The organism is Pikeienuella sp., from assembly GCF_046290545.1.
GTDB lineage: Bacteria > Pseudomonadota > Alphaproteobacteria > Rhodobacterales > Rhodobacteraceae > Pikeienuella.
In genome coordinates this window covers 55,152-72,838 of record NZ_JBKAGV010000005.1, presented here as the reverse complement: position 1 = coordinate 72,838, position 17,687 = coordinate 55,152, and the positions used below count along the sequence as shown (strand labels likewise).

At 71.8% G+C, this 17,687-nt stretch carries 17 protein-coding genes, 1 tRNA gene and 1 pseudogene; 11 read left to right on the top strand and 8 right to left on the bottom strand.

What is annotated here, in order from left to right; translation table 11 throughout:
* From ACE37J_RS03010 to ACE37J_RS03000, 3 genes are read left to right on the top strand one after another with little or no spacing between them, the layout of a single operon-like run.
* Positions 1 to 1,098 carry an ABC transporter ATP-binding protein gene (locus ACE37J_RS03010; RefSeq protein WP_409706809.1) on the top strand — a complete coding sequence of 366 codons (1,098 nt, stop codon included), beginning with the start codon at positions 1 to 3 and terminating at the stop codon, positions 1,096 to 1,098.
* Positions 1,091 to 2,101 carry an ABC transporter ATP-binding protein gene (locus ACE37J_RS03005; protein ID WP_409706806.1) on the top strand — a complete coding sequence of 337 codons (1,011 nt, stop codon included), beginning with the start codon at positions 1,091 to 1,093 and terminating at the stop codon, positions 2,099 to 2,101. The genes ACE37J_RS03010 and ACE37J_RS03005 overlap by 8 nt, the downstream gene beginning before the upstream one ends.
* Positions 2,098 to 3,738 (top strand): dihydroxyacetone kinase subunit DhaK, encoded by a 1,641-nt coding sequence (locus ACE37J_RS03000; RefSeq protein ID WP_409706803.1) that lies wholly within the window; start codon positions 2,098 to 2,100, stop codon positions 3,736 to 3,738. The genes ACE37J_RS03005 and ACE37J_RS03000 overlap by 4 nt, the downstream gene beginning before the upstream one ends.
* Positions 3,739 to 4,117: 379 nt before the next feature.
* Here the strand turns inward: ACE37J_RS03000 and ACE37J_RS02995 are convergent.
* Positions 4,118 to 4,193: transfer RNA gene (locus ACE37J_RS02995), tRNA-Phe, on the bottom strand.
* A 197-nt stretch (positions 4,194 to 4,390) separates the two neighbouring features.
* On the opposite strand from ACE37J_RS02995, the gene ACE37J_RS02990 reads away from it, so the two are divergent.
* On the top strand, positions 4,391 to 6,592 hold the full coding sequence (locus tag ACE37J_RS02990; protein WP_409706800.1) for a hypothetical protein: 2,202 nt from the start codon (positions 4,391 to 4,393) through the stop codon (positions 6,590 to 6,592).
* Between the two features lie 216 nt (positions 6,593 to 6,808).
* On the opposite strand, the gene ACE37J_RS02985 is transcribed toward ACE37J_RS02990, so the two are convergent.
* The 4 genes from ACE37J_RS02985 to infA are packed head-to-tail and all read right to left on the bottom strand — an operon-like array spanning position 6,809 to position 8,794.
* Positions 6,809 to 6,973, bottom strand: a complete 165-nt coding sequence (locus tag ACE37J_RS02985) for a DNA gyrase inhibitor YacG (RefSeq protein ID WP_409706797.1) — start codon at positions 6,971 to 6,973, stop codon at positions 6,809 to 6,811.
* The gene (locus ACE37J_RS02980) at positions 6,966 to 7,988 is read right to left on the bottom strand and encodes a ribonuclease E/G (RefSeq protein WP_409706794.1); all 1,023 of its coding nucleotides are present in this window, start codon (positions 7,986 to 7,988) and stop codon (positions 6,966 to 6,968) included. The genes ACE37J_RS02985 and ACE37J_RS02980 overlap by 8 nt, the downstream gene beginning before the upstream one ends.
* Complete coding sequence (locus tag ACE37J_RS02975) at positions 7,985 to 8,569, bottom strand: Maf family protein (protein ID WP_409706791.1); 585 nt, start codon at positions 8,567 to 8,569, stop codon at positions 7,985 to 7,987. The genes ACE37J_RS02980 and ACE37J_RS02975 overlap by 4 nt, the downstream gene beginning before the upstream one ends.
* Before the next feature lie 6 nt (positions 8,570 to 8,575).
* On the bottom strand, positions 8,576 to 8,794 hold the full coding sequence (gene infA, locus ACE37J_RS02970; protein ID WP_165101907.1) for a translation initiation factor IF-1: 219 nt from the start codon (positions 8,792 to 8,794) through the stop codon (positions 8,576 to 8,578).
* A gap of 261 nt (positions 8,795 to 9,055) precedes the next feature.
* Between infA and rplU the strand changes: the two are divergent.
* The 6 genes and pseudogenes from rplU to ACE37J_RS02940 form a co-directional block, all read left to right on the top strand.
* A pseudogene (gene rplU / locus ACE37J_RS02965) lies at positions 9,056 to 9,361 on the top strand (50S ribosomal protein L21); the annotation flags it as partial.
* 27 nt (positions 9,362 to 9,388) lie between these two features.
* The gene (rpmA, locus tag ACE37J_RS02960) at positions 9,389 to 9,658 is read left to right on the top strand and encodes a 50S ribosomal protein L27 (RefSeq protein ID WP_409706787.1); all 270 of its coding nucleotides are present in this window, start codon (positions 9,389 to 9,391) and stop codon (positions 9,656 to 9,658) included.
* Positions 9,659 to 9,732: 74 nt separating this feature from the next.
* Positions 9,733 to 10,266, top strand: coding sequence for a GNAT family N-acetyltransferase (locus ACE37J_RS02955; protein ID WP_409706784.1), 534 nt, complete (start codon positions 9,733 to 9,735; stop codon positions 10,264 to 10,266).
* Entirely contained in the window at positions 10,263 to 11,309 is a 1,047-nt protein-coding gene (gene obgE / locus ACE37J_RS02950; protein WP_409706782.1) for a GTPase ObgE, read from the top strand. Before ACE37J_RS02955 ends, obgE begins: the two co-directional genes overlap by 4 nt.
* The gene (gene proB, locus ACE37J_RS02945) at positions 11,297 to 12,442 is read left to right on the top strand and encodes a glutamate 5-kinase (protein ID WP_409706779.1); all 1,146 of its coding nucleotides are present in this window, start codon (positions 11,297 to 11,299) and stop codon (positions 12,440 to 12,442) included. Before obgE ends, proB begins: the two co-directional genes overlap by 13 nt.
* Before the next feature lie 11 nt (positions 12,443 to 12,453).
* Positions 12,454 to 13,719, top strand: coding sequence for a glutamate-5-semialdehyde dehydrogenase (locus ACE37J_RS02940; protein ID WP_409706776.1), 1,266 nt, complete (start codon positions 12,454 to 12,456; stop codon positions 13,717 to 13,719).
* Between the two features lie 134 nt (positions 13,720 to 13,853).
* Here the strand turns inward: ACE37J_RS02940 and ACE37J_RS02935 are convergent, their stop codons facing one another.
* Positions 13,854 to 14,636, bottom strand: a complete 783-nt coding sequence (locus tag ACE37J_RS02935; RefSeq protein WP_409706773.1) for a 2-keto-4-pentenoate hydratase — start codon at positions 14,634 to 14,636, stop codon at positions 13,854 to 13,856.
* On the bottom strand, positions 14,633 to 15,778 hold the full coding sequence (locus tag ACE37J_RS02930; protein ID WP_409706770.1) for a M20 family metallopeptidase: 1,146 nt from the start codon (positions 15,776 to 15,778) through the stop codon (positions 14,633 to 14,635). The genes ACE37J_RS02935 and ACE37J_RS02930 overlap by 4 nt, the downstream gene beginning before the upstream one ends.
* 82 nt (positions 15,779 to 15,860) lie before the next feature.
* Here ACE37J_RS02930 and ACE37J_RS02925 point away from each other — a divergent pair, with 82 nt between their 5' ends.
* Positions 15,861 to 16,757 (top strand): DMT family transporter, encoded by an 897-nt coding sequence (locus tag ACE37J_RS02925; protein WP_409706767.1) that lies wholly within the window; start codon positions 15,861 to 15,863, stop codon positions 16,755 to 16,757.
* Here ACE37J_RS02925 and ACE37J_RS02920 read toward each other — a convergent pair.
* Positions 16,745 to 17,635 carry a DMT family transporter gene (locus tag ACE37J_RS02920; RefSeq protein ID WP_409706764.1) on the bottom strand — a complete coding sequence of 297 codons (891 nt, stop codon included), beginning with the start codon at positions 17,633 to 17,635 and terminating at the stop codon, positions 16,745 to 16,747. The two genes, ACE37J_RS02925 and ACE37J_RS02920, sit on opposite strands and share 13 nt — an antisense overlap.
* Positions 17,636 to 17,687 lie beyond the last annotated feature (52 nt).

Sequence of the window (17,687 nt, the reverse complement as noted above, 5' to 3'; positions counted from 1 at the left end):
ATGGCGGAGATCAGGATCACGAATCTGCGCAAGGAGTTCGGGGACTTCACCGCCGTGCAGTCCTCCAGCTTCACGGTCGCGGACGGGGAATTCTTCATGCTGCTCGGCCCCTCGGGCTGCGGGAAGACGACGACGCTCAGGATGATCGCGGGGCTGGAGCTTCCGACCTCGGGGGAGATCCACATCGACGGGGAGGAGGTCGGCCGCAAACCCGCCAGCAAGCGCGACATCGCCTTCGTCTTTCAGATGTTCGCGCTCTATCCGCATATGAACGTGCGCCGGAACATCGCCTATCCGCTGGCGAGCCAGGGGATGCCGAAGGCGCGCATCCGGGAGAAGGTGGCGGAAGTCGCCCGCATTCTCGGCATCGAGGATATTCTGGACCGCCCGGTCGGCGGCCTCTCCGGCGGGGACCGTCAGCGCGTCGCGCTCGGCCGCGCCATCGTGCGCGATCCGAAATGCTTCCTGATGGACGAGCCGCTCGGCGCGCTCGACGCCGAGTTCCGCGAGCGCATGGCGGAGGAGCTGCGCGCCCTGCATGACCGGATGGGGGCGACGACCGTCTACGTCACCCATGACCAGCTCGAGGCGATGCAGATGGGCGACAAGATCGTCGTGATGAACCACGGCGTCATCGAGCAGTTCGGCGCCCCGCAGGAGATCTACGACAAGCCGGCCAGCATGTTCGTCGCCAGCTTCATCGGATCCCCGCCGATGAACCTCCTGCCCTTCGGCGGGCGGCTGGAGGCCGGCGCGACTGCGGTGGAGATGGGCGGGGCCAGGCTCGGCGCGCCGGCCCTCAGGGAGCCCTTTTCCGGGGACATGGCTTACGGCGTCCGCCCGGAGCATGTGCGGCTTGCGGACGGGGCGCCCTATCGCGGGGAGATCATCGCGGCGGAGTATCTCGGAACCTCCCAGATTGTGACGCTCAGGACGGCGAACGGCGATGTGAAGGCGCGGATCGGCTCCGACCGGGCCGCACGCCCGGGCGAAAGCGTCGGGCTCGATTTCGAGGCCGGCGCGGTGACGCTCTTCGACGCCCGGTCCGGGCGGGCGCTCCGCTCCGCGCTGAACGAGGGGGCGCTTTCCCGTGGCTGAAGTCTCCCTCACTGGCGTCAGCAAGGCCTTCGGCGCGACGGTCGCCGTCGACCGGCTGAGCCTGACGATCCCGGACGGCGCCTTCGTCGTCCTCCTCGGGCCGACCGGGGCGGGAAAGACCACGACCCTGCGGCTCATCGCCGGGCTTGAGCGCCCGGATTCGGGCGACGTCCTGATCGGCGGGCGCTCTGTGGCCGGAGAGACGCCGGCCCAGCGCGACGTCTCGATGGTGTTCCAGCAATACTCGCTCTATCCGCACATGACCGTGCGGGAGAACCTCGCCTTCCCGCTCCGCTCCCCGATCCTCCGCACGCCGGAGGCGGAGATCGCGCGAAAGGTCTCGGAGGTCGCGGAGACGCTGCGCATCGCCCATAAGCTCGACAACAAGGCCACCGCGCTTTCCGGCGGGGAGATGCAACGCGTCTCCATCGGGCGCGCTCTGGTGCGCGATCCGGCGATCCACCTGATGGACGAGCCACTGAGCTCGCTCGACGCCAAGCTGCGCGCGGAGCTGCGGGTCGAGCTGAAGCGCATCCAGTCCGGCCTCGGGGCGACGATGCTTTATGTCACCCATGACCAGATCGAGGCGATGACGATGGCCACGCATGTGGGCGTGCTGGACGAAGGCCGGCTCGTGCAGTTCGGCGGCCCGCGCGAGATCTACGAAGAGCCGGCGAGCCTCAGCGTCGCCGCCCGGCTCGGGCTGCCGCGGATCAACGCGCTGCCCGCCGATCTATTCGGCGGCGCGCCGCCGGGCGCGCGCACGATCGGCCTTCGCCCCGAACATATCCGGCTCGGCGAGGGCCGGCCGGCGCAGGTCGTCCGCCTCGAACGCCTCGGCGACCAGACCAGGCTGCACCTGACGCTGGACGGGCACGCCATCGTCACGCTCGTGGACGCCCACGCCGCCTTCAAGCCCGGCGACGCCGTCGCCCTCGAACCCCGCGCCGCACTCTATTTCGACGCCGGCGGCGCCCGCATCGCCACAGGAGGACAGAGATGAACCGCTTCATGAACGCTAAGGAGACGCTCGTCACCGAGGCGCTGGACGGCCTCCTGCGCACGGCGGGAGGGCGCCTTGCGCGGCTCGACGGCTATCCGCACATCAAGGTCGTGGTCAGGACGGACTGGGACAAGTCGCGCGTCGCACTCGTCTCCGGCGGCGGCTCCGGCCATGAGCCGAGCCATGCCGGCTTTGTCGGCGCGGGGATGCTGACGGCGGCGGTTTGCGGCGACGTCTTCGCCTCGCCCTCGGTCGACGCGGTTCTGGCCGGGATTCTCGCCGTCACGGGGAAGGCCGGCTGCCTGCTGATCGTGAAGAACTACACGGGCGACCGGCTGAATTTCGGCCTCGCGGCGGAGCGCGCGCGCGCGCAGGGCCTGAAGGTCGAGATGGTGATCGTCAATGACGATGTGGCCCTGCCGGACCTGCCGCAGCCGCGCGGCGTGGCCGGCACGCTCTTCGTCCACAAGATCGCAGGCGCCCTCGCGGAGGACGGCGCGGATCTTGACGCGGTGGCGGCGGCGGCGCGGCGGGTGATCGAAGGCGTCGTCTCCATCGGCATGTCGCTCGACACCTGCACGGTTCCGGGCTCGCCGAAGGAGGCGCGCATTCCGCACGGCAAGGCTGAGCTCGGGCTCGGCATCCATGGCGAGGCGGGGATCGAGCAGGTCGACTTCACGACGGCGAAGAGCGCGATGGAGATGGTGGTGGAGCGCCTCGCCCCGCATGTCGGCCCGGGGCCGCTCGTCGCGCTGCTGAACAATCTCGGCGGGGCGACGCCGCTGGAGATGGGGGTGCTGGCCGAAGCGCTCGTCCGCTCCCGGATCGGCGGCCAGGTGCGCTGGATGGTCGGCCCGGCTCCGCTGATGACCTCGCTCGACATGCAGGGCTTTTCGGTCTCGCTCCTGCCGGCGACGAAGGCGGACGAGGCGGCGCTCCTCGCGCCGGTGCTGCCGGCGGCGTGGCCGGGCTGCCTGCCCGTCGGGCAGGTCGCTGTCGCGGCGCTGCCGGACGGCCTGACGCCGATCAAGCCGATCCCCTCTTCGAACCCGGAGACGCGCGCGCTGATCGAGCGGTGCTGCCAAATCCTGATCGAAGCCGAGGCGGAGCTCAACGCGCTCGATGCGAAATCAGGCGACGGGGACACCGGCAGCACGCTCGCCTCCGCGGCGCGCGCCCTGATCGGCGCGCTCGACCGGCTGCCGCTCGCGGACCAGACGCAACTCTACCGCGCAATCGGGCTCGAACTCAGCCAGACCATGGGCGGCTCCTCCGGCGTTCTCCTCGCCATATTCTTCGCAGCGGCGGGGGACGCATCGGCGGCGGGCAAGGACATGACGGACGCGCTGAGGGCGGGGCTTGACCGTATCCGGCAGGTCGGGGGGGCCGGCCTCGGCGACCGGACCATGATCGACGCGCTGCATCCCGCGCTCGAAGGCCTGCAGGTCGGCTTGGACTCCGCCGCCCGCGCCGCCCGCGAGGGGGCGGACGCGACAGCGCGGATCACGCGGGCGCGGGCCGGGCGGGCGAGCTATCTCGCCGAGTCGAGCCTCGCCGGCCATAATGACCCGGGCGCGGAAGCCGTCGCCCTCCTCTTCGGGAAGCTCGCCGCGGGAGACGACGCCGCCGCAACATGATCGCGGCCTTGCTCTTCCCCTTGTCGGGGAGCGCCGGAACCCCCGCCCCTGTCCTGAAACCAGAACTCGACCGCGCCGCGGCCGCCACTCTCGAAGCGACGCGGCTCAGGACAATCGGCTCCGCAATGGTCGTGCAGTCCTTCTCTCGAGAGCGCCGCTGAGAGGCGTATCGCAGCCGCCACCGGGCCGGGCGCCCGACACCGCCTCATGCCTGCGAGGCATCGAAACCCTAGACGCCCCGGATGCCGCCAGGGACACGAATTTTCCGCGCCGCGACAGGAAGGGCTCACCAGGGGAGGCCCATTCCTGCCCATGCGAAGACCCGGCGGGGCAGGTTTGCCCCGTCAGCCGTTGTTCTCATCGCATTTCAGGGGTGATTTGGTGCCCGGGGGCGGATTTGAACCACCGACACGCGGATTTTCAATCCGCTGCTCTACCAACTGAGCTACCCGGGCGACCGCGCGGCGGGGAGGCCGCCGCGAATTTCGGGCGTTCTATGTCAGGGGCGCGGGGCTGTCCAGAGCCATTATGGCCGTGCGTTTCCTCATTCCTCGCGCCGGCGCGGCGCGGATTTCCCTCGCAGGAGGGGGCCGGGCGTGAGAGGGTCCGGGGACGCGAGATCGTCAGCCCATGCCCCCGAGGATGCGAGACCATGTCCGGAGTCGCCCGCCTTCCCGCTTTCGCTGCAGCCCTGCTCGCCCTTCATGCGCCCGCCGTCGCGGAAGAGCGGGTCACGATCGAGGGCGGGGGCTATGAAGCCTTCGATCTCGACTATGCGGCGACGGGCGCGGAGCCGGCCGGGGCGCTCGTGCGCGGCTGCCCGGGCTTCGCCGCGGCGGAGCCTGCGCTGGCGGTCACGCTCTCCTCACCGGGCGACCTCTTTCTCCGCGTCGGCGGCGCGGGCGCGGCGCTGATGGAGCGGCCTGACGGCATTGTCGCCTGCGAGACGGTGGACGCCTACGGCCTCGTCCGGCTCGACCGGAGGGGCGGCGCGCCGGGGGAGTATCGCCTCTGGCCGCTGGCGGCGGAGCCAGGGGCCTCCGTGACGGGGCGCATCCTCGCGACCGGCTACGAGCCCGACCTGCGGGAGACGGTGCGCATCCTCGGCGTGGCGGTGGACCCGGCGCTGCTGCCGCCGCTCCTTTCCGACCTGCCGCCGGACCCGTTCGCGCCGCCTGTTTCGGGCGAGGCGACGCTGGCGCCGGGCGGGGAGATCACCATGGCGGTCGCGCTTCGCGGGCTCGTGCCGGCGGAGGAGGCGGGGCCGGGCTGCGCGGGGCTGATCGACCAGACGCGGCCCGATGCGCGGCTGACGCTGTCGGAGCCCCTGCCCCGCCTCGTCCTCGGCGCGGAATCGGACATGGCGGATTCGACGCTGATGATCATCGGGCCGGACGGCGCGCTGCATTGCGGGGACGATCAGGTCGGCTACAACCCTTTTGTCGTGATCGAGCCGGCGGAGGCCGGGGCCTACGCCGTCTGGGCCGGGGTCTATCCGGGCGGCGAGGGACAGCCGGCGCGGCTCGTCTTCGGCGAGACGATCCCCGAGGGCGCCGCGATTCCGCTCCCCGCGGAGTCGCTGGCGACGGATGCGGCGCCGGCCTGGGGTTATGTCGGGCGCGATCCCGCCGCGCCGACCGAGGTGGCGCTCACGATCGCCGCGCGCGTCTTCGCCAGCGACTTTGACCCCGAGTGCAGCGGCGCGATCGAACCCTCCCGGCCGGACCTCGTCGTGAGCGTCTGGGAACCGGGGCCGATGACGCTCGCGGCGCGCTCGGACGGGGCGGATGCGACCCTGCTCGTCATTACGCCCTCCGGCGTGCTCCTCTGCAACGACGATCACGACGGGACGAACCCGGCTGTCGGATTGGAGATAGCGGAGACGGGGGACTATTTCGTGTGGGTCGGCGCGTTCGGCGGCGGCGAGGGGGCGGAGGCCGTGCTGACCGTCACGCCGGCGCCGATCGACGGGGCAATGGACGGAACGGGCGCGCCGGAGCCGAACCCGTTCGCGGGACGCGACGTGCCGAGCGCGGCGGCGGCGCTCGCAATCCTGGAGGAATCGCCGGATTTCTCGACATTCCTGACCTATGAGCGGATGGAGGAGACGGGGCCGGAGGGTTTCATCCTCCACGGCGTCACGCTGTCGGATCCGACCGGCGTGGACGCGCCGGTCTCCATCGCCCGCATCGCGGTTTCCGATCTCGACCTTGCGGGGCTTTCCGCGGGCGGGGGGCCGGAGCGGTTCGCGCTGACTGTCGAGGGGATCGACTACGCCGCGCTCGCCGCCGCGGCGGAGGGGGGCGGGCCGTCGCTGCCGCTTTTCGAGACGCCGCCGCCGCTCTCCGTCTCCGTGAGCCTGCTGCCGCCGGGCGGGGACGAGACGCGGCGCGACTTCAGCCTCGGGCTCGTTTTCGAGGGGCAGTTCGGCCTCGGCCTCTCGGCGCGGCTGCTCTGGCCCGAGGGGGCAGGTGCGATGGACCCGGAGACGCTCGCGGAGCTGGCGCAGGGCGAGGCGGTGGAGCTCCGGATCGACGACATGGGCTTCATCGGCGCCTCGCTGGCGCGGGCTGCGGCGGAGATGGGGCGGGACCCGGGCGAGATGGTCGCCGAGACGCTGGCGGAGCTCGAAGGCGCGCTCGGCGCGATGGGGCCCTTCTCGCCGGGGAGCCCGCGCGGGATGCTGCTCGCGGCGCTGACCGAGCGGCTGACCGGGCTCGACAGGCCGGGGCGGCTCCGCCTCCGGCTCTCAGCGCCGGAGGGCGTGGACGCGGAGACGGCGTTCGGCGCGCTGATGGAGGACGCGCCGGACCCGGCGGTGATCTCCGTGGAGATCGCGCACGAGCCGCTCTGAGCCGGTTCGGTCGGGCGGCTGGCTCCCTGCCGCATCGGAGCGCGCTTTCCGCTGCGCGCCGTTCAGGCCGGGGCGCGCGAAAACAGGCCCGTTTTCGCGCCTGAAACAATCGATCACGGAAAAAATCATTATAAATCAAATCCCCGAGGCCGATAACCATGGTTATCGGTCGAATCCGCCGACCCGTGGCGTAGGCCCGGAAGGCAGGCGCGGGCCCTATTCCTCCTCCTTGTCCTCTTCGACGGGGACGGCGTAGGCGCCCGTCATCCACCGGCCGAGATCGACATCGGCGCAGCGCTTCGAGCAGAAAGGGCGCCAGCGCGGCTCCGTCGGCTGGCCGCAGATCGGGCAGCGGGAGCGGTTCGGGGGCGTCTCAGACATCGGGGATGAGCGGCGCGGTCGGCCGCCGCTCCCGCTTGCGCTGGAGTTCGAGATGGCCGAGCGGGGTCCAGCCGGCGAGGACGGTCTGCACCGGGTCGGCCGCGAGGGCGCGGGAGAGCGCGGATTCGACCGCCTTCCGGTCCGCCTTCCGCATCGGCGCGAAATCGACGATGATGACGCCGCCGAGCCCGCGGAGCCGGAGCTGGCGCGGAAGGTCCGCGGCGGCGGCGAGATTCGCGCGGGCGGCCGCGTCCGCGCTCACGTCCGCGCCGGTGTTCACGTCCACCGCGACGAAGGCCGCCGTCGGCTCCACAGCCATCCACGCGCCGCGGCCGAGATCGGCGCGGGGGCGGCGGAGCGCGGCGAGCGCCTCCCAGATCCCGAGCCGGTCAAAGACGCCGGGCCCGTCGTCGACCTCGTCCGCCGCCCAGTCCCGCTTCGCGCGCTCGGCGGCGGAGGGGGCGGCGGCGGCGAGGCCGGGCGGGCCGCCGGCGCTCGCCTCCGCCTCCCGCGCGAGGAGGCGGGCGACCTCCTCAGCGATCTCCGCCTCGCCCGCGCCTTCCGCGGCGGTGCGGAGGATGAGGCCATAGGGCGCATCGGCGAGTGCGGCGCGCCCCGCCTCCTCGAGCCGCGCACGCTCCTCCCGGTTCTTCAGCCCGCGGGCGACGTTCACGCCCTGCGCGAGCGGCGTGAGGATGGCGAGCCGCCCGCGATGGAGCCGCCGGCCGGAGAGGGGGACGGCCTTGCCCGGCTCGGCCCAGCCCGTGACCTCGGCGAGGACGAGCGCGCCCTCCTCCGCCTCCGGCGCCTCGCGGAGGAAGCCCTCGGCGCCGCCCGCCATCTTCGCCACGGCGCCGCCCTGCCGCGGCAGCGCGCGGCGGATGCGGACGCGGTGGATCTCCTCCGCGCGCGGCCCCTCCCCTTCCGGCCCATCGATCAGGAGATCGTCGAGCCGCCCTTCGGAGACAAGCGCGGCGATTCCGCCCTCGACGGCGATGATCCGCCCGCCCCTCATTTCGCGGGCCCGTCGAGCGCGACGGGATAGCCCGCCGCGCGGAGGAGATTCGCCGTCTCCGCCAGCGGCAGGCCGACGACGCCGGTGAAGGAGCCTGAAATCCAGGGGATGAGGGGCCCGGCGAGGCCGTGGATGGCGTAGCCCCCCGCCTTGCCGCGCCATTCGCCGGAGCGGAGATAGGCCGCGATCTCCTCGTCCGACAGGCGCTTGAAGCGCACGGCGGTGACGACATCCCGCGCCCAGGCGCGGTCTTCGCGGCGGAGCGCGACGGCGGTGACGACACGGTGGCGGCGGCCAGAGAGGAGGCGCAGGAAGCCTTCCGCCTCCGTCTCGTCCGCGGGCTTGCCGAGGATGCGCCTTCCGGCGGCGACCGTAGTGTCGGCTGAAAGGACGATCTCGCCCGGCGCGATGGCGATCGCCGCAGCCTTCTCCCGCGCCATGCGCAGGCAATAGGGGCGCGGCGCCTCCCCCTTCCGGGGCGTCTCGTCGATCTCGGGCGCGGCGACTCTGTCCGGCGTCACGCCGATCTGCGCCAGAAGCTCCCGCCGCCGCGGGCTGGAGGAGCCGAGGACAAGGCGCATCGCGCCTTACTTGAAGCGGTAGGTGATGCGGCCCTTGGTAAGGTCGTAGGGCGTCATCTCGACCTGGACCTTGTCACCGGCGAGGACGCGGATGCGGTTCTTGCGCATCTTGCCGGCGGTGTGGGCGATGATTTCATGGCCGTTCTCGAGTTCCACCCGGAATGTCGCGTTGGGCAGAAGCTCGGTCACGACGCCGGGGAATTCGAGGGTTTCTTCCTTGGCCATGCCGTCTCCGATGATCGCGGCGCGGATGCGCCCGAGGCGCGGGTTAATGACTCCGATCGGGGCGGAAAGCAAGGCGGCGCGCGCTTGACGCGCGATGCCCGATCATGGATAAGGCGCGCTCTTCCGGGGCGCGACGCGCCGCCGGGGGAAACGGTGATGACGCCCCCGCGAAGGGGCGCGCCGCCCGAGGCGGGCCCGAACGGCCCGAAAGCGCGGGAGACCGCCGCCGCAGGGCGCGATGAGAGAGAAGGAATGCGCGAGATGTTCGCGGTCATCAAGACGGGCGGCAAGCAATACAAGGTCGCCGCCGACGACGTGTTCACGGTGGAGAAGCTCGCGGCCGAGGCCGGCGAGACGATCCGCTTCGAGGAGGTGCTGATGCTCGGCGGCGAGGACGGCGTGACCGTCGGCGCCCCGCGGGTCGCCGGCGCCGCCGTCGAGGCGACGGTCGTCGAGCAGACCCGCGGGCCGAAGACGATCAGCTTCAAGAAGCGGCGGCGGAAGCACAGCTCGAAGCGGCGTCGCGGCCACAGGCAGGATCTGACGCTGGTGAAGATCGTCGCGATCCACCCCGGCGCGTAAGGAGAGAGAGACATGGCGCACAAGAAGGCAGGCGGCTCCTCCCGCAACGGCCGCGACAGCGCGGGCCGGCGGCTCGGCGTGAAGAAGTTCGGCGGCGAGGCCGTGATCCCCGGCAACATCATCATCCGCCAGCGCGGCACCCAGTGGTGGCCGGGCGCGAATGTCGGCATGGGCAAGGACCATACGATCTTCGCGACCAGCGAGGGCGCGGTGAAGTTCCACAAGGGTATGAAGGGCCGGACCTTCGTCTCCATCGTTCCGCCGGCCGAGGCCGCCGAGTAACGCCGGCCGCGAGAGCGGACTTCCCGAAGGGGCCGGCGCCTGACCGGCCCCTTTTTCGTTTTCGGATGCGCGCCATGCCCAGCCGCCTGCCCGACCGGATCGAGACGGAGCGCCTGACGCTTCGAAGCCCGCGCGCCTCCGACGCCGGGCCGATGTCGCTCTATGCCGGGGACCGGCGGGTGGCCGAAATGCTGGAGCACGTGCCCCATCCCTATCCGCCCGGGGCGGCGGAGGCGTTCATCGAGCGGGTTCTGGCCGATCTCGTGACCGAGCGCGTCTGGGTCATGGACGCGGAGAAGATCGACGGGCCCGAGTTCATCGGCGTCATCAGCCTGAAGCGGCAGGACGAGGCCGCGCGTCTCGGTTACTGGGTTGGCCCGCCGTTCTGGAACACGGGCTATGCGACGGAGGCGGCGCTCGGCGTCGTCGCGGCGGCGCGCGCCGCCGGCCTCGTCCGGCTCGACGCGCGCGTCGTGGCGGAGAACGAGGCTTCGGCGCATGTGCTCCTCCATGCGGGTTTCGCGGAGTCCGGGCGGGGGGATTTCTTTTCCGTCGGGCGTGGTGCGATGACGCCGCACCGGCTCTTCAGGCTGGAGCTCGAGCAATGAAGTTCCTCGACCTTGCGAAGGTCTATGTCCGCTCCGGCGCCGGGGGAAACGGCGCAGTGAGCTTCCGGCGGGAGAAGTTCGTCGAATATGGCGGGCCCGACGGCGGCGACGGCGGCGACGGGGGCGATGTCGTCGTCGTGGCGACGGACGGGCTCAACACGCTGATCGACTTCCGCTACCAGCAGCATTTCAAGGCCGGGAACGGCCGCGCCGGCGCCGGTCGGCAGAAGACCGGCGCGAACGGCGCGGACGTGATCCTGAAGGCGCCGGTCGGCACCGAAATTCTGGAGGAGGACGGCGAGACGCTGATCGCCGACCTCACCGAGCCGGGCCAGCGCGTCGTCCTCGCCCGCGGCGGCAATGGCGGCTGGGGCAATCTCCGCTTCAAGACGGCGACGAACCAGGCGCCGCGCAACGCCAATCCGGGCCAGGAGGCGGTAGAGCGGACGGTCTGGCTCCGGCTCAAGCTGATCGCCGACGCCGGGCTCGTCGGCCTGCCGAACGCCGGCAAGTCCACCTTCCTCGCCGCCACGACCAACGCCAAGCCGAAGATCGCGGATTACCCGTTCACCACGCTCGCGCCGCAGCTCGGCGTCGTCGGCGTGGACGGGCGGGAATTCGTGCTGGCGGATATTCCGGGCCTGATCGAGGGCGCGCATGAGGGGCGCGGGCTCGGGGACCAGTTCCTCGGCCATGTCGAGCGCTGCGCGGTGCTGCTGCACCTGATCGACGGAACCTCGGAGGATGTCGCGGGCGATTACCTCACCATCCTCGACGAGCTCGAAGCCTATGGCGCCGGGCTTGCGGAGAAGCCGCGGATCACCGCGCTGAACAAGATAGACGCGCTGGACGAGGAGATGGTCGCCGCCGCCCGCACGGCGCTGGAGGAGGCCGGGGCGAGAAACGTGCGGCTCCTTTCCGGCGCGAGCGGCGAGGGCGTGCCCGGCGCGCTCCGCGCGCTTCGGACTGAGATCGAGAAGGCCCGCGGCGCCGAGAAGAAGGCGGAGGCGGAAGAGGAGGAGGGCGGCGCGTGGCGGCCCTGACAGAGGCGCGGCCAGCGGCGGGCGAGCGGCTCGCGGCGGCGCGGCGCGTCGTCGTGAAGATCGGCTCCGCGCTCCTCGTGGACGCGGCGACGGGCGCGCTGCGAACGGACTGGCTCGCCGGGCTCGCGGCGGATGTCGCGCTCCTCCGGGACCGGGGCGCGGAGGTTGTGCTCGTCTCCTCGGGCTCCATCGCGCTCGGGCGCCGCGCGCTCGGCCTCGCGCCGGGGCCGCTGGCGCTTGAGCAGAGCCAGGCCGCCGCGGCAGTGGGACAGATCCGCCTCGCCCGCGCCTATGAGGCGGCGCTGGAGCCGCACGGGCTGAAGGCGGGTCAGGTGCTCCTGACGCTGGACGACAGCCGGGACCGGCGGCGCTATCTCAACGGCCGCGCGACCTTGCGGATGCTGCTCGACCTTGGCGTCGTCCCCATCGTGAACGAGAACGACACGGTGGCGACGGACGAGATCCGGTTCGGGGACAATGACCGCCTCGCCGCGCAGATCGCCTCCATGACCGGGGCGGACGCGCTGGTGCTGCTTTCCGACGTGGACGGGCTCTATCAGGCCGATCCGCGCAGCGACCCCTCCGCGCCGCATATCCCGCTTGTGACCGAACTGACGCCGGAGATCGAGGCGAAAGGCGGCGGGGCCGGGACGGCGGGCGCGAAGGGGGGGATGAAGACGAAGCTCCTCGCCGCCAAGACAGCGATGAAATCCGGCTGCGGCATGGCCATCGCGCTGGGGGACCGGCCGCGCCCGCTCTCTGCACTGATGGAGGGCGCGCGGGCCACCTGGTTCGCCCCGGCGGCGAGCCCGCAAGCGGCGCGCAAGCAGTGGATCGCGGCGATGCCGCCCGAGGGCAGGCTGATCGTCGATGCGGGCGCGGCGGCGGCGCTCCGCCGCGGCTCCTCGCTCCTCCCCGCAGGGGTTCGGGGCGTGGAGGGCGATTTCGGGCGGGGCGACCCGGTGCTGATCGCGGCGGAGGGCGGCGCGGCGCTCGGCGTCGCGCTCGCGGGATACGGAGCGCAGGAGGCGCGGCTCATCGCCGGGCTGAGGTCGGACCGGATCGAGGCCGCGCTCGGCCATCCGGGCCGCGCCGCCATGGCGCATCGGGACGACATGGTGCTCTGGGACTGAGGGAGGCGGCGATGGACGGACATGCGGGTGAGGCCTCGGCCCTGATGGCGGAAATCGGCGCGCGGGCGAAGGCCGCCGCCGCCGACCTCGCCTTCGCCGCGCCGGATGCAAAGCGCGCCGCGCTCGAAGCCGCCGCCGCAGCCATCGAGGCCCAGGCCGGGGAGATCGCGGCGGCGAACGCGAAGGACATGGCGTTCGGTCGGGAGAAGGGCCTCTCGCCCGCGATGCTGGACCGGCTGGAGCTCACCCCGCCCCGCATCGCCGCAATGGCGGAGGGGCTCCGCGCCGTCGCCGCGCAGGCAGACCCGGTGGGCGAGGTCATCGCGGACTGGACGCGCCCGAACGGGCTTCGAATCCGCCGGGTGCGGACGCCGCTCGGCGTCGTCGGCGTGATCTACGAAAGCCGCCCGAACGTGACGGCGGACGCCGGCGGGCTCTGCCTCAAGTCGGGCAATGCGGCGATCCTCCGCGGCGGCTCGGAGAGCTTCCATTCGACGGCGGCGATTCACGCCTGCCTCGTCGAAGGGCTGCGGGCGGCGGGGCTGCCGGAGGACGCCGTTCAGATCGCCCCGACGCGGGACCGGGCCTTCGTTTCCGCCATGCTGGCGGCGTCGGAATGGATCGACGTGATCGTGCCGCGGGGCGGCAAGGGCCTCGTCGGCCTCGTCCAGAGCGAGGCGCGGGTGCCGGTCTTCGCCCATCTCGAGGGGATCTGCCATGTCTATCTCGACAAGGCGGCGGACCCGGAGAAGGCGCTGAAGGTGATCCTCAACGCCAAGACGCGGCGGACGGGCATCTGCGGCGCCGCCGAATGCCTGCTGATCGACCGCGCGGCGATGAACCTTGGCGCCCGCGCCGTCGCAGCCCTCGTCGAAGCCGGGGTGGAGGTGCGCGCCGGCGCGGCGCTGGCCCATCTGCAGGGCGTGAAGCCGGCGGCGCCCGAGGATTTCGGGCGCGAGTTTCTCGACTGCATCATCGCCGCCGAGGTCGTGGACGGGGTGGACGGCGCCATCGCGCATATCCGCCGCTACGGCTCGCAGCATACCGACTGCATCCTGACGGAGGACGACGACGCGGCGGCGCGGTTCTTCCAGCGGCTCGACAGCGCGATCCTGATCCGCAACGCCTCGACCCAGTTCGCCGATGGAGGCGAGTTCGGCATGGGAGCCGAAATCGGGATTGCGACGGGCAAGATGCACGCCCGAGGGCCCGTGGGCGCGGCCGAGTTGACGAGCTTCAAGTATCTCGTGGAGGGAGACGGGACGATCCGGCCCTGAGGCGGAATAAGCCGTCGCGCCGCGCGTTAATGGTCGTGTGACCTGTTGCGTGCTGTGATCCGAGTTGCGTTGGGGGGTCGGCGCGGGCGCCCTTCTCCGCCGACCCCTTCGGATCACGCTCTGGCCGCCGCCCCTCAGATCGCCCGCAGGTCCACCTCCCACTCGCCGATCCGGTGGCGCACATGGTCCCCCGGCTTCGGCGCGCGTGTCTTGATGACGGAGCCGGTGATGACGATCTCCCCGGCCTTCAGGGACTGGCCCGCCCCGGTGAGGACATTGGCGACCCAGGCGAGGGAGCCGAACGGATCCGAGTCCCCGGCCTTGGCCTCTACGGGCGGCTCATCGTTCCAATGCATCACGGCGGGCAGCGCGTCGATGTCCATGTCGCGCCAGCCGGGGATGGAGGGGCCGAGGACGACGCCGCCGCACCAGGCGTTGTCCGCCGCCATGGTGAGCGCCCTGAGGTTCGAATAGTCCGCCCCCCGGTCGATGATGATCTCGAAGGCGGGATGCACGCTCTCGACCTTCGCGCGGATGCTCTGCCGGTCGAACGGGCCCTCGCCGGGCGTGATGTCCGCCGCGAGCTTCGCGGCGAGTTCGAATTCGAGGCCGGGGCCGTTGAAATCCGCCACCCTGATCTCCGCGCCGCTCGGCCAGATCTCTTGCGCGAAGATTCCGCCCGCGATGGGCGCGTTCACGCCGCAAAGCTCCTGCAGGACCTTCGAGGCGAGGGCGATCTTCCGGCCGCCGAGCGGGCCGCGCCCGTTATGCGCGTGAAGTTCATGCAGGCGGAATTGCGCCGCATAGGCCTCTTCGAGGCTCGCGGGCTCCAGCGCCCCTTCGAGGTTGCGATAGCGCTCCCCCGCATCATGGCTCCGCTTGATCTCCGCCGCGATGGCGCTCGCCCTGTCCGTCATGTCGTTTCTCCCGAAAGGCGCCGTGCGATCCCGCGCCAGAGGCGGGCCGCTCCGGTCAGTTGTTCAAGTTCGATCCACTCGTCGGCGGCATGCGCCTCCGAGAGGTTACCCGGCCCGCAGACAAGCGCAGGGCGGAGAAAGTTGGGCGCGTCCGTCCCGCCCGGAAACGCGACCGGCGCGGCGGGCGCGCCGATCTCCGCCGCCGCCGCCAGCGCGGCGCGGGCGAGCGGGTGGCCGGGCGAAAGCTCAAGCGCGGCGGAGACGGGCGAGGGCTCGCCGACATCCGCCCTCACGCCGGCGGTCTCGGCGAGCGCCGCCATCTCGGCGCGAAGCGCCTCCGGCGCCTCGCCCGGCAGGGTCCGCCGGTCCACCTGCAGGCGAACATGGGCGGGGACGGCCGAATGGCTCTCCCCGCCCGCCACCAGAACCGGCGTCGCCCGCGCATGGCCAAGCAGCGGATGAGGCGGGCGGGCGCGGAGGGCGGCGTCATGCGCCTCCACGGCCAGCGCCAGCCGCGCGGCGGCGAGGATCGCGTTCTCCCCCAGTTCGGCGCGCGAGGAATGGGCGGAGACCCCGCGCACCTCGAAGGGGAAGACGGACTGGCCCTTGTGCGCGGTGGCGACGGCAAGGCCGGTCGGCTCCCCTACGACGACGAAATCGGCGTGCGGCCCGGCGCGGCCGGCATGGGCGGAGCCGATCATCAGATGCTCCTCGTCCGCCACGAACATGAGGAGGAGGTCGCCGGCGACGGGCTCGGCCTTCAGGAGCCGCGCCGTCTCCAGCATCGCGGCGAGGGCGCCCTTCATGTCCACCGCGCCGCGGCCGTGGAGGCGCCCGGCGCGTATTTCCGCGGCGAAGGGCGCTTTACAGCCCTCGACGCCGACCGTGTCCATATGGCCGGCGAGCATGAGCGCCGGGCCGCCGCCCGTTCCCTTCAGGCGGCCCCAGACATTCGGGCGGCCGGGCGCCGCCTCGCTCCGCCCTGTCTCCAGCCCGATTTCGGCCATGGCGCCGAGGACAAAGGCGGCGACCTCGCCTTCCCCCTCCCCCGGCCCGGGCGGCGTGTCATAGGGATTGACGGAGGGGATGGCGACGAGCGCGGCGAGGTCCGCGCTCATGCGGGCGAGGTCGGGCGGGTTCATGGCCCGATGATGGCCGAGCGCCGGGCCGATGGCGAGGGGGAATCCGCTTGAAGCGGCGGCGCCTTTCCGCATAGCTCGCGCGATGCCCGCCCTACCCGCCACCAGCGCAGAGAACGCCCGGGGCGCCGCCTTCATGGTGGTCGCGATGGCGACCTTCGTCGTCAACGACGCGCTGATGAAGTCGCTCTCCGGCGAGGTTCCGGTGTTTCAGGCGGTGCTCGTGCGCGGGCTCTTCGCGACGCTGCTGATCGGCGCTTTCGCCCTTGCGCGCGGGGAGGCGCGGCTCTCCGCCCTGCCCGTGCGGGACCGGAAGCTCGCCGCGCTCAGGGCCGCGGCGGAGATCGGGGCGACGGTCTGCTTCCTGACCGCGCTCTTCGCAGCGCCCATCGCCACAGTGACGGCGATTCTCCTCGCTTCGCCGCTGGTCATCACGCTCGTCGGCGCGACGTTCCTCGGCGAGCCGGTCGGCTGGCGCCGATGGTCCGCCGTCATCGTAGGCTTCGTTGGCGTCCTCCTGATCGTGAAGCCGGGCGCGGACGGCTTCCAGCCGGCGCTTCTCTGGGCAGTCGCGTCCATGTTCTTCGTCTGCCTCAGGGACTTGATCACGCGCCGGCTCTCGCCCGAGACGCCCTCGATGCTCATCACGCTGATGACCGCATCGGCGATCACGGTCACGGGCGCAGTCGTCACGTTCTGGGAGGGGTGGGAGCCGCTATCGGGTTCGGAGACGCTGCGGCTCGGGGCCGCCGCAGTCTTCGTCTTCGTCGGCTATCTGTTCAGCGTGATGACGATGCGTGTGGGGGATATCGGCTTTGTCTCCCCGTTCCGCTATACGATCCTGATCTGGGCGCTGCTCATCGGCGTCTTCGTCTTCGGGGACCGGCCGGGGCCAGTGACGCTGGCGGGCGCGGCGCTCATCGTCCTTTCCGGCGTCTACACCTTCCACCGGGAAACCCGGCGGGTCCGTCAGCCGCGCTGACGCTGCGCCAGCCAGATGCCGCCGATGACGAGGACGAGCGCCGCCGCGTGATAGGCGTAGAACCGCTCCCCGAGGATCAGGATCGCGAGGATCGCGGCGAAGACCGGGACGAGGTTGATGTAGACCCCGGCGCGCCCGGGCCCGATCAGGTCCACCCCCCGCAGGAAGAAGAGCTGCGCGAGACAGGAGGGGAAGATGGCGACGATGGCCGTCAGCGCCCATCCCTTCGCCGTCGGCCAGGGATAGCCCGGCTGCGCCGCCTCCCAGGCCGCGAGGGGGATCGCGGAGATGGCGGAGACGACGGCGAAGAAGGTGAAGAGCGCGCGCCCCGGCGCATTCGGCCGGTTGCGGAGCGCGACGGCGTAGCCCGCATAGAGAAGGCAGGCGCCGAGCATGATGATGTCGCCGCGGTTGAAGGCGAGCGCAAGGAGCCGCTCCAGGCTCCCGCCCGCGGCGACGAGCACGACGCCGACGAGCGTGACCGCGACTCCAAGGAGCTGCCCGCGCCCCACCCTGTCCCCGAACGCGACGAAGGCGCCGATGAGCACGAAAACGGGCATCGAACCCTGGATGATGCCGATGTTGATCCCCGTCGTCTGCGTCGAGGCGATATAGAAAAGCGTGTTGAACCCCGTGAAACCGCATATGGCGGCGAGGACAAGCCAGCCGAACCGCGCCCGGAGCGCCGGCCAGGCGGCGCGCACCTCATGCCCGAAAAGCGCCCACATCACGACGGCGACCATCGCCCAGCGACCGAGGACGAGCGCATAGGGCGTGATCTCCCCCCGCGCGAGCTGGCCGATGATGGCGTTCATCGCCCACATGACCGCGGTGAGGGTGAGGAGCGCGACAGGCGTGCGATAGAGAGCGGCGATCATGGGCGCGTTGGTGGCACGCCGCCGGGGCGTGAGCAAGGCGGCGGGGCGCATG

Coding starts and splice junctions, on each gene's coding strand:
- ACE37J_RS03010 (WP_409706809.1), top strand. CDS start 1: ATGGCGGAGATCAGGATCACGAATCTGCGCAAGGAGTTCGGGGACTTC.
- ACE37J_RS03000 (WP_409706803.1), top strand. CDS start 2,098: ATGAACCGCTTCATGAACGCTAAGGAGACGCTCGTCACCGAGGCGCTG.
- ACE37J_RS02990 (WP_409706800.1), top strand. CDS start 4,391: ATGTCCGGAGTCGCCCGCCTTCCCGCTTTCGCTGCAGCCCTGCTCGCC.
- ACE37J_RS02985 (WP_409706797.1), bottom strand. CDS start 6,973: ATGTCTGAGACGCCCCCGAACCGCTCCCGCTGCCCGATCTGCGGCCAG.
- ACE37J_RS02980 (WP_409706794.1), bottom strand. CDS start 7,988: ATGAGGGGCGGGCGGATCATCGCCGTCGAGGGCGGAATCGCCGCGCTT.
- ACE37J_RS02975 (WP_409706791.1), bottom strand. CDS start 8,569: ATGCGCCTTGTCCTCGGCTCCTCCAGCCCGCGGCGGCGGGAGCTTCTG.
- infA (WP_165101907.1), bottom strand. CDS start 8,794: ATGGCCAAGGAAGAAACCCTCGAATTCCCCGGCGTCGTGACCGAGCTT.
- rpmA (WP_409706787.1), top strand. CDS start 9,389: ATGGCGCACAAGAAGGCAGGCGGCTCCTCCCGCAACGGCCGCGACAGC.
- ACE37J_RS02955 (WP_409706784.1), top strand. CDS start 9,733: ATGCCCAGCCGCCTGCCCGACCGGATCGAGACGGAGCGCCTGACGCTT.
- obgE (WP_409706782.1), top strand. CDS start 10,263: ATGAAGTTCCTCGACCTTGCGAAGGTCTATGTCCGCTCCGGCGCCGGG.
- ACE37J_RS02940 (WP_409706776.1), top strand. CDS start 12,454: ATGGACGGACATGCGGGTGAGGCCTCGGCCCTGATGGCGGAAATCGGC.
- ACE37J_RS02935 (WP_409706773.1), bottom strand. CDS start 14,636: ATGACGGACAGGGCGAGCGCCATCGCGGCGGAGATCAAGCGGAGCCAT.
- ACE37J_RS02930 (WP_409706770.1), bottom strand. CDS start 15,778: ATGAACCCGCCCGACCTCGCCCGCATGAGCGCGGACCTCGCCGCGCTC.
- ACE37J_RS02925 (WP_409706767.1), top strand. CDS start 15,861: ATGCCCGCCCTACCCGCCACCAGCGCAGAGAACGCCCGGGGCGCCGCC.
- ACE37J_RS02920 (WP_409706764.1), bottom strand. CDS start 17,635: ATGATCGCCGCTCTCTATCGCACGCCTGTCGCGCTCCTCACCCTCACC.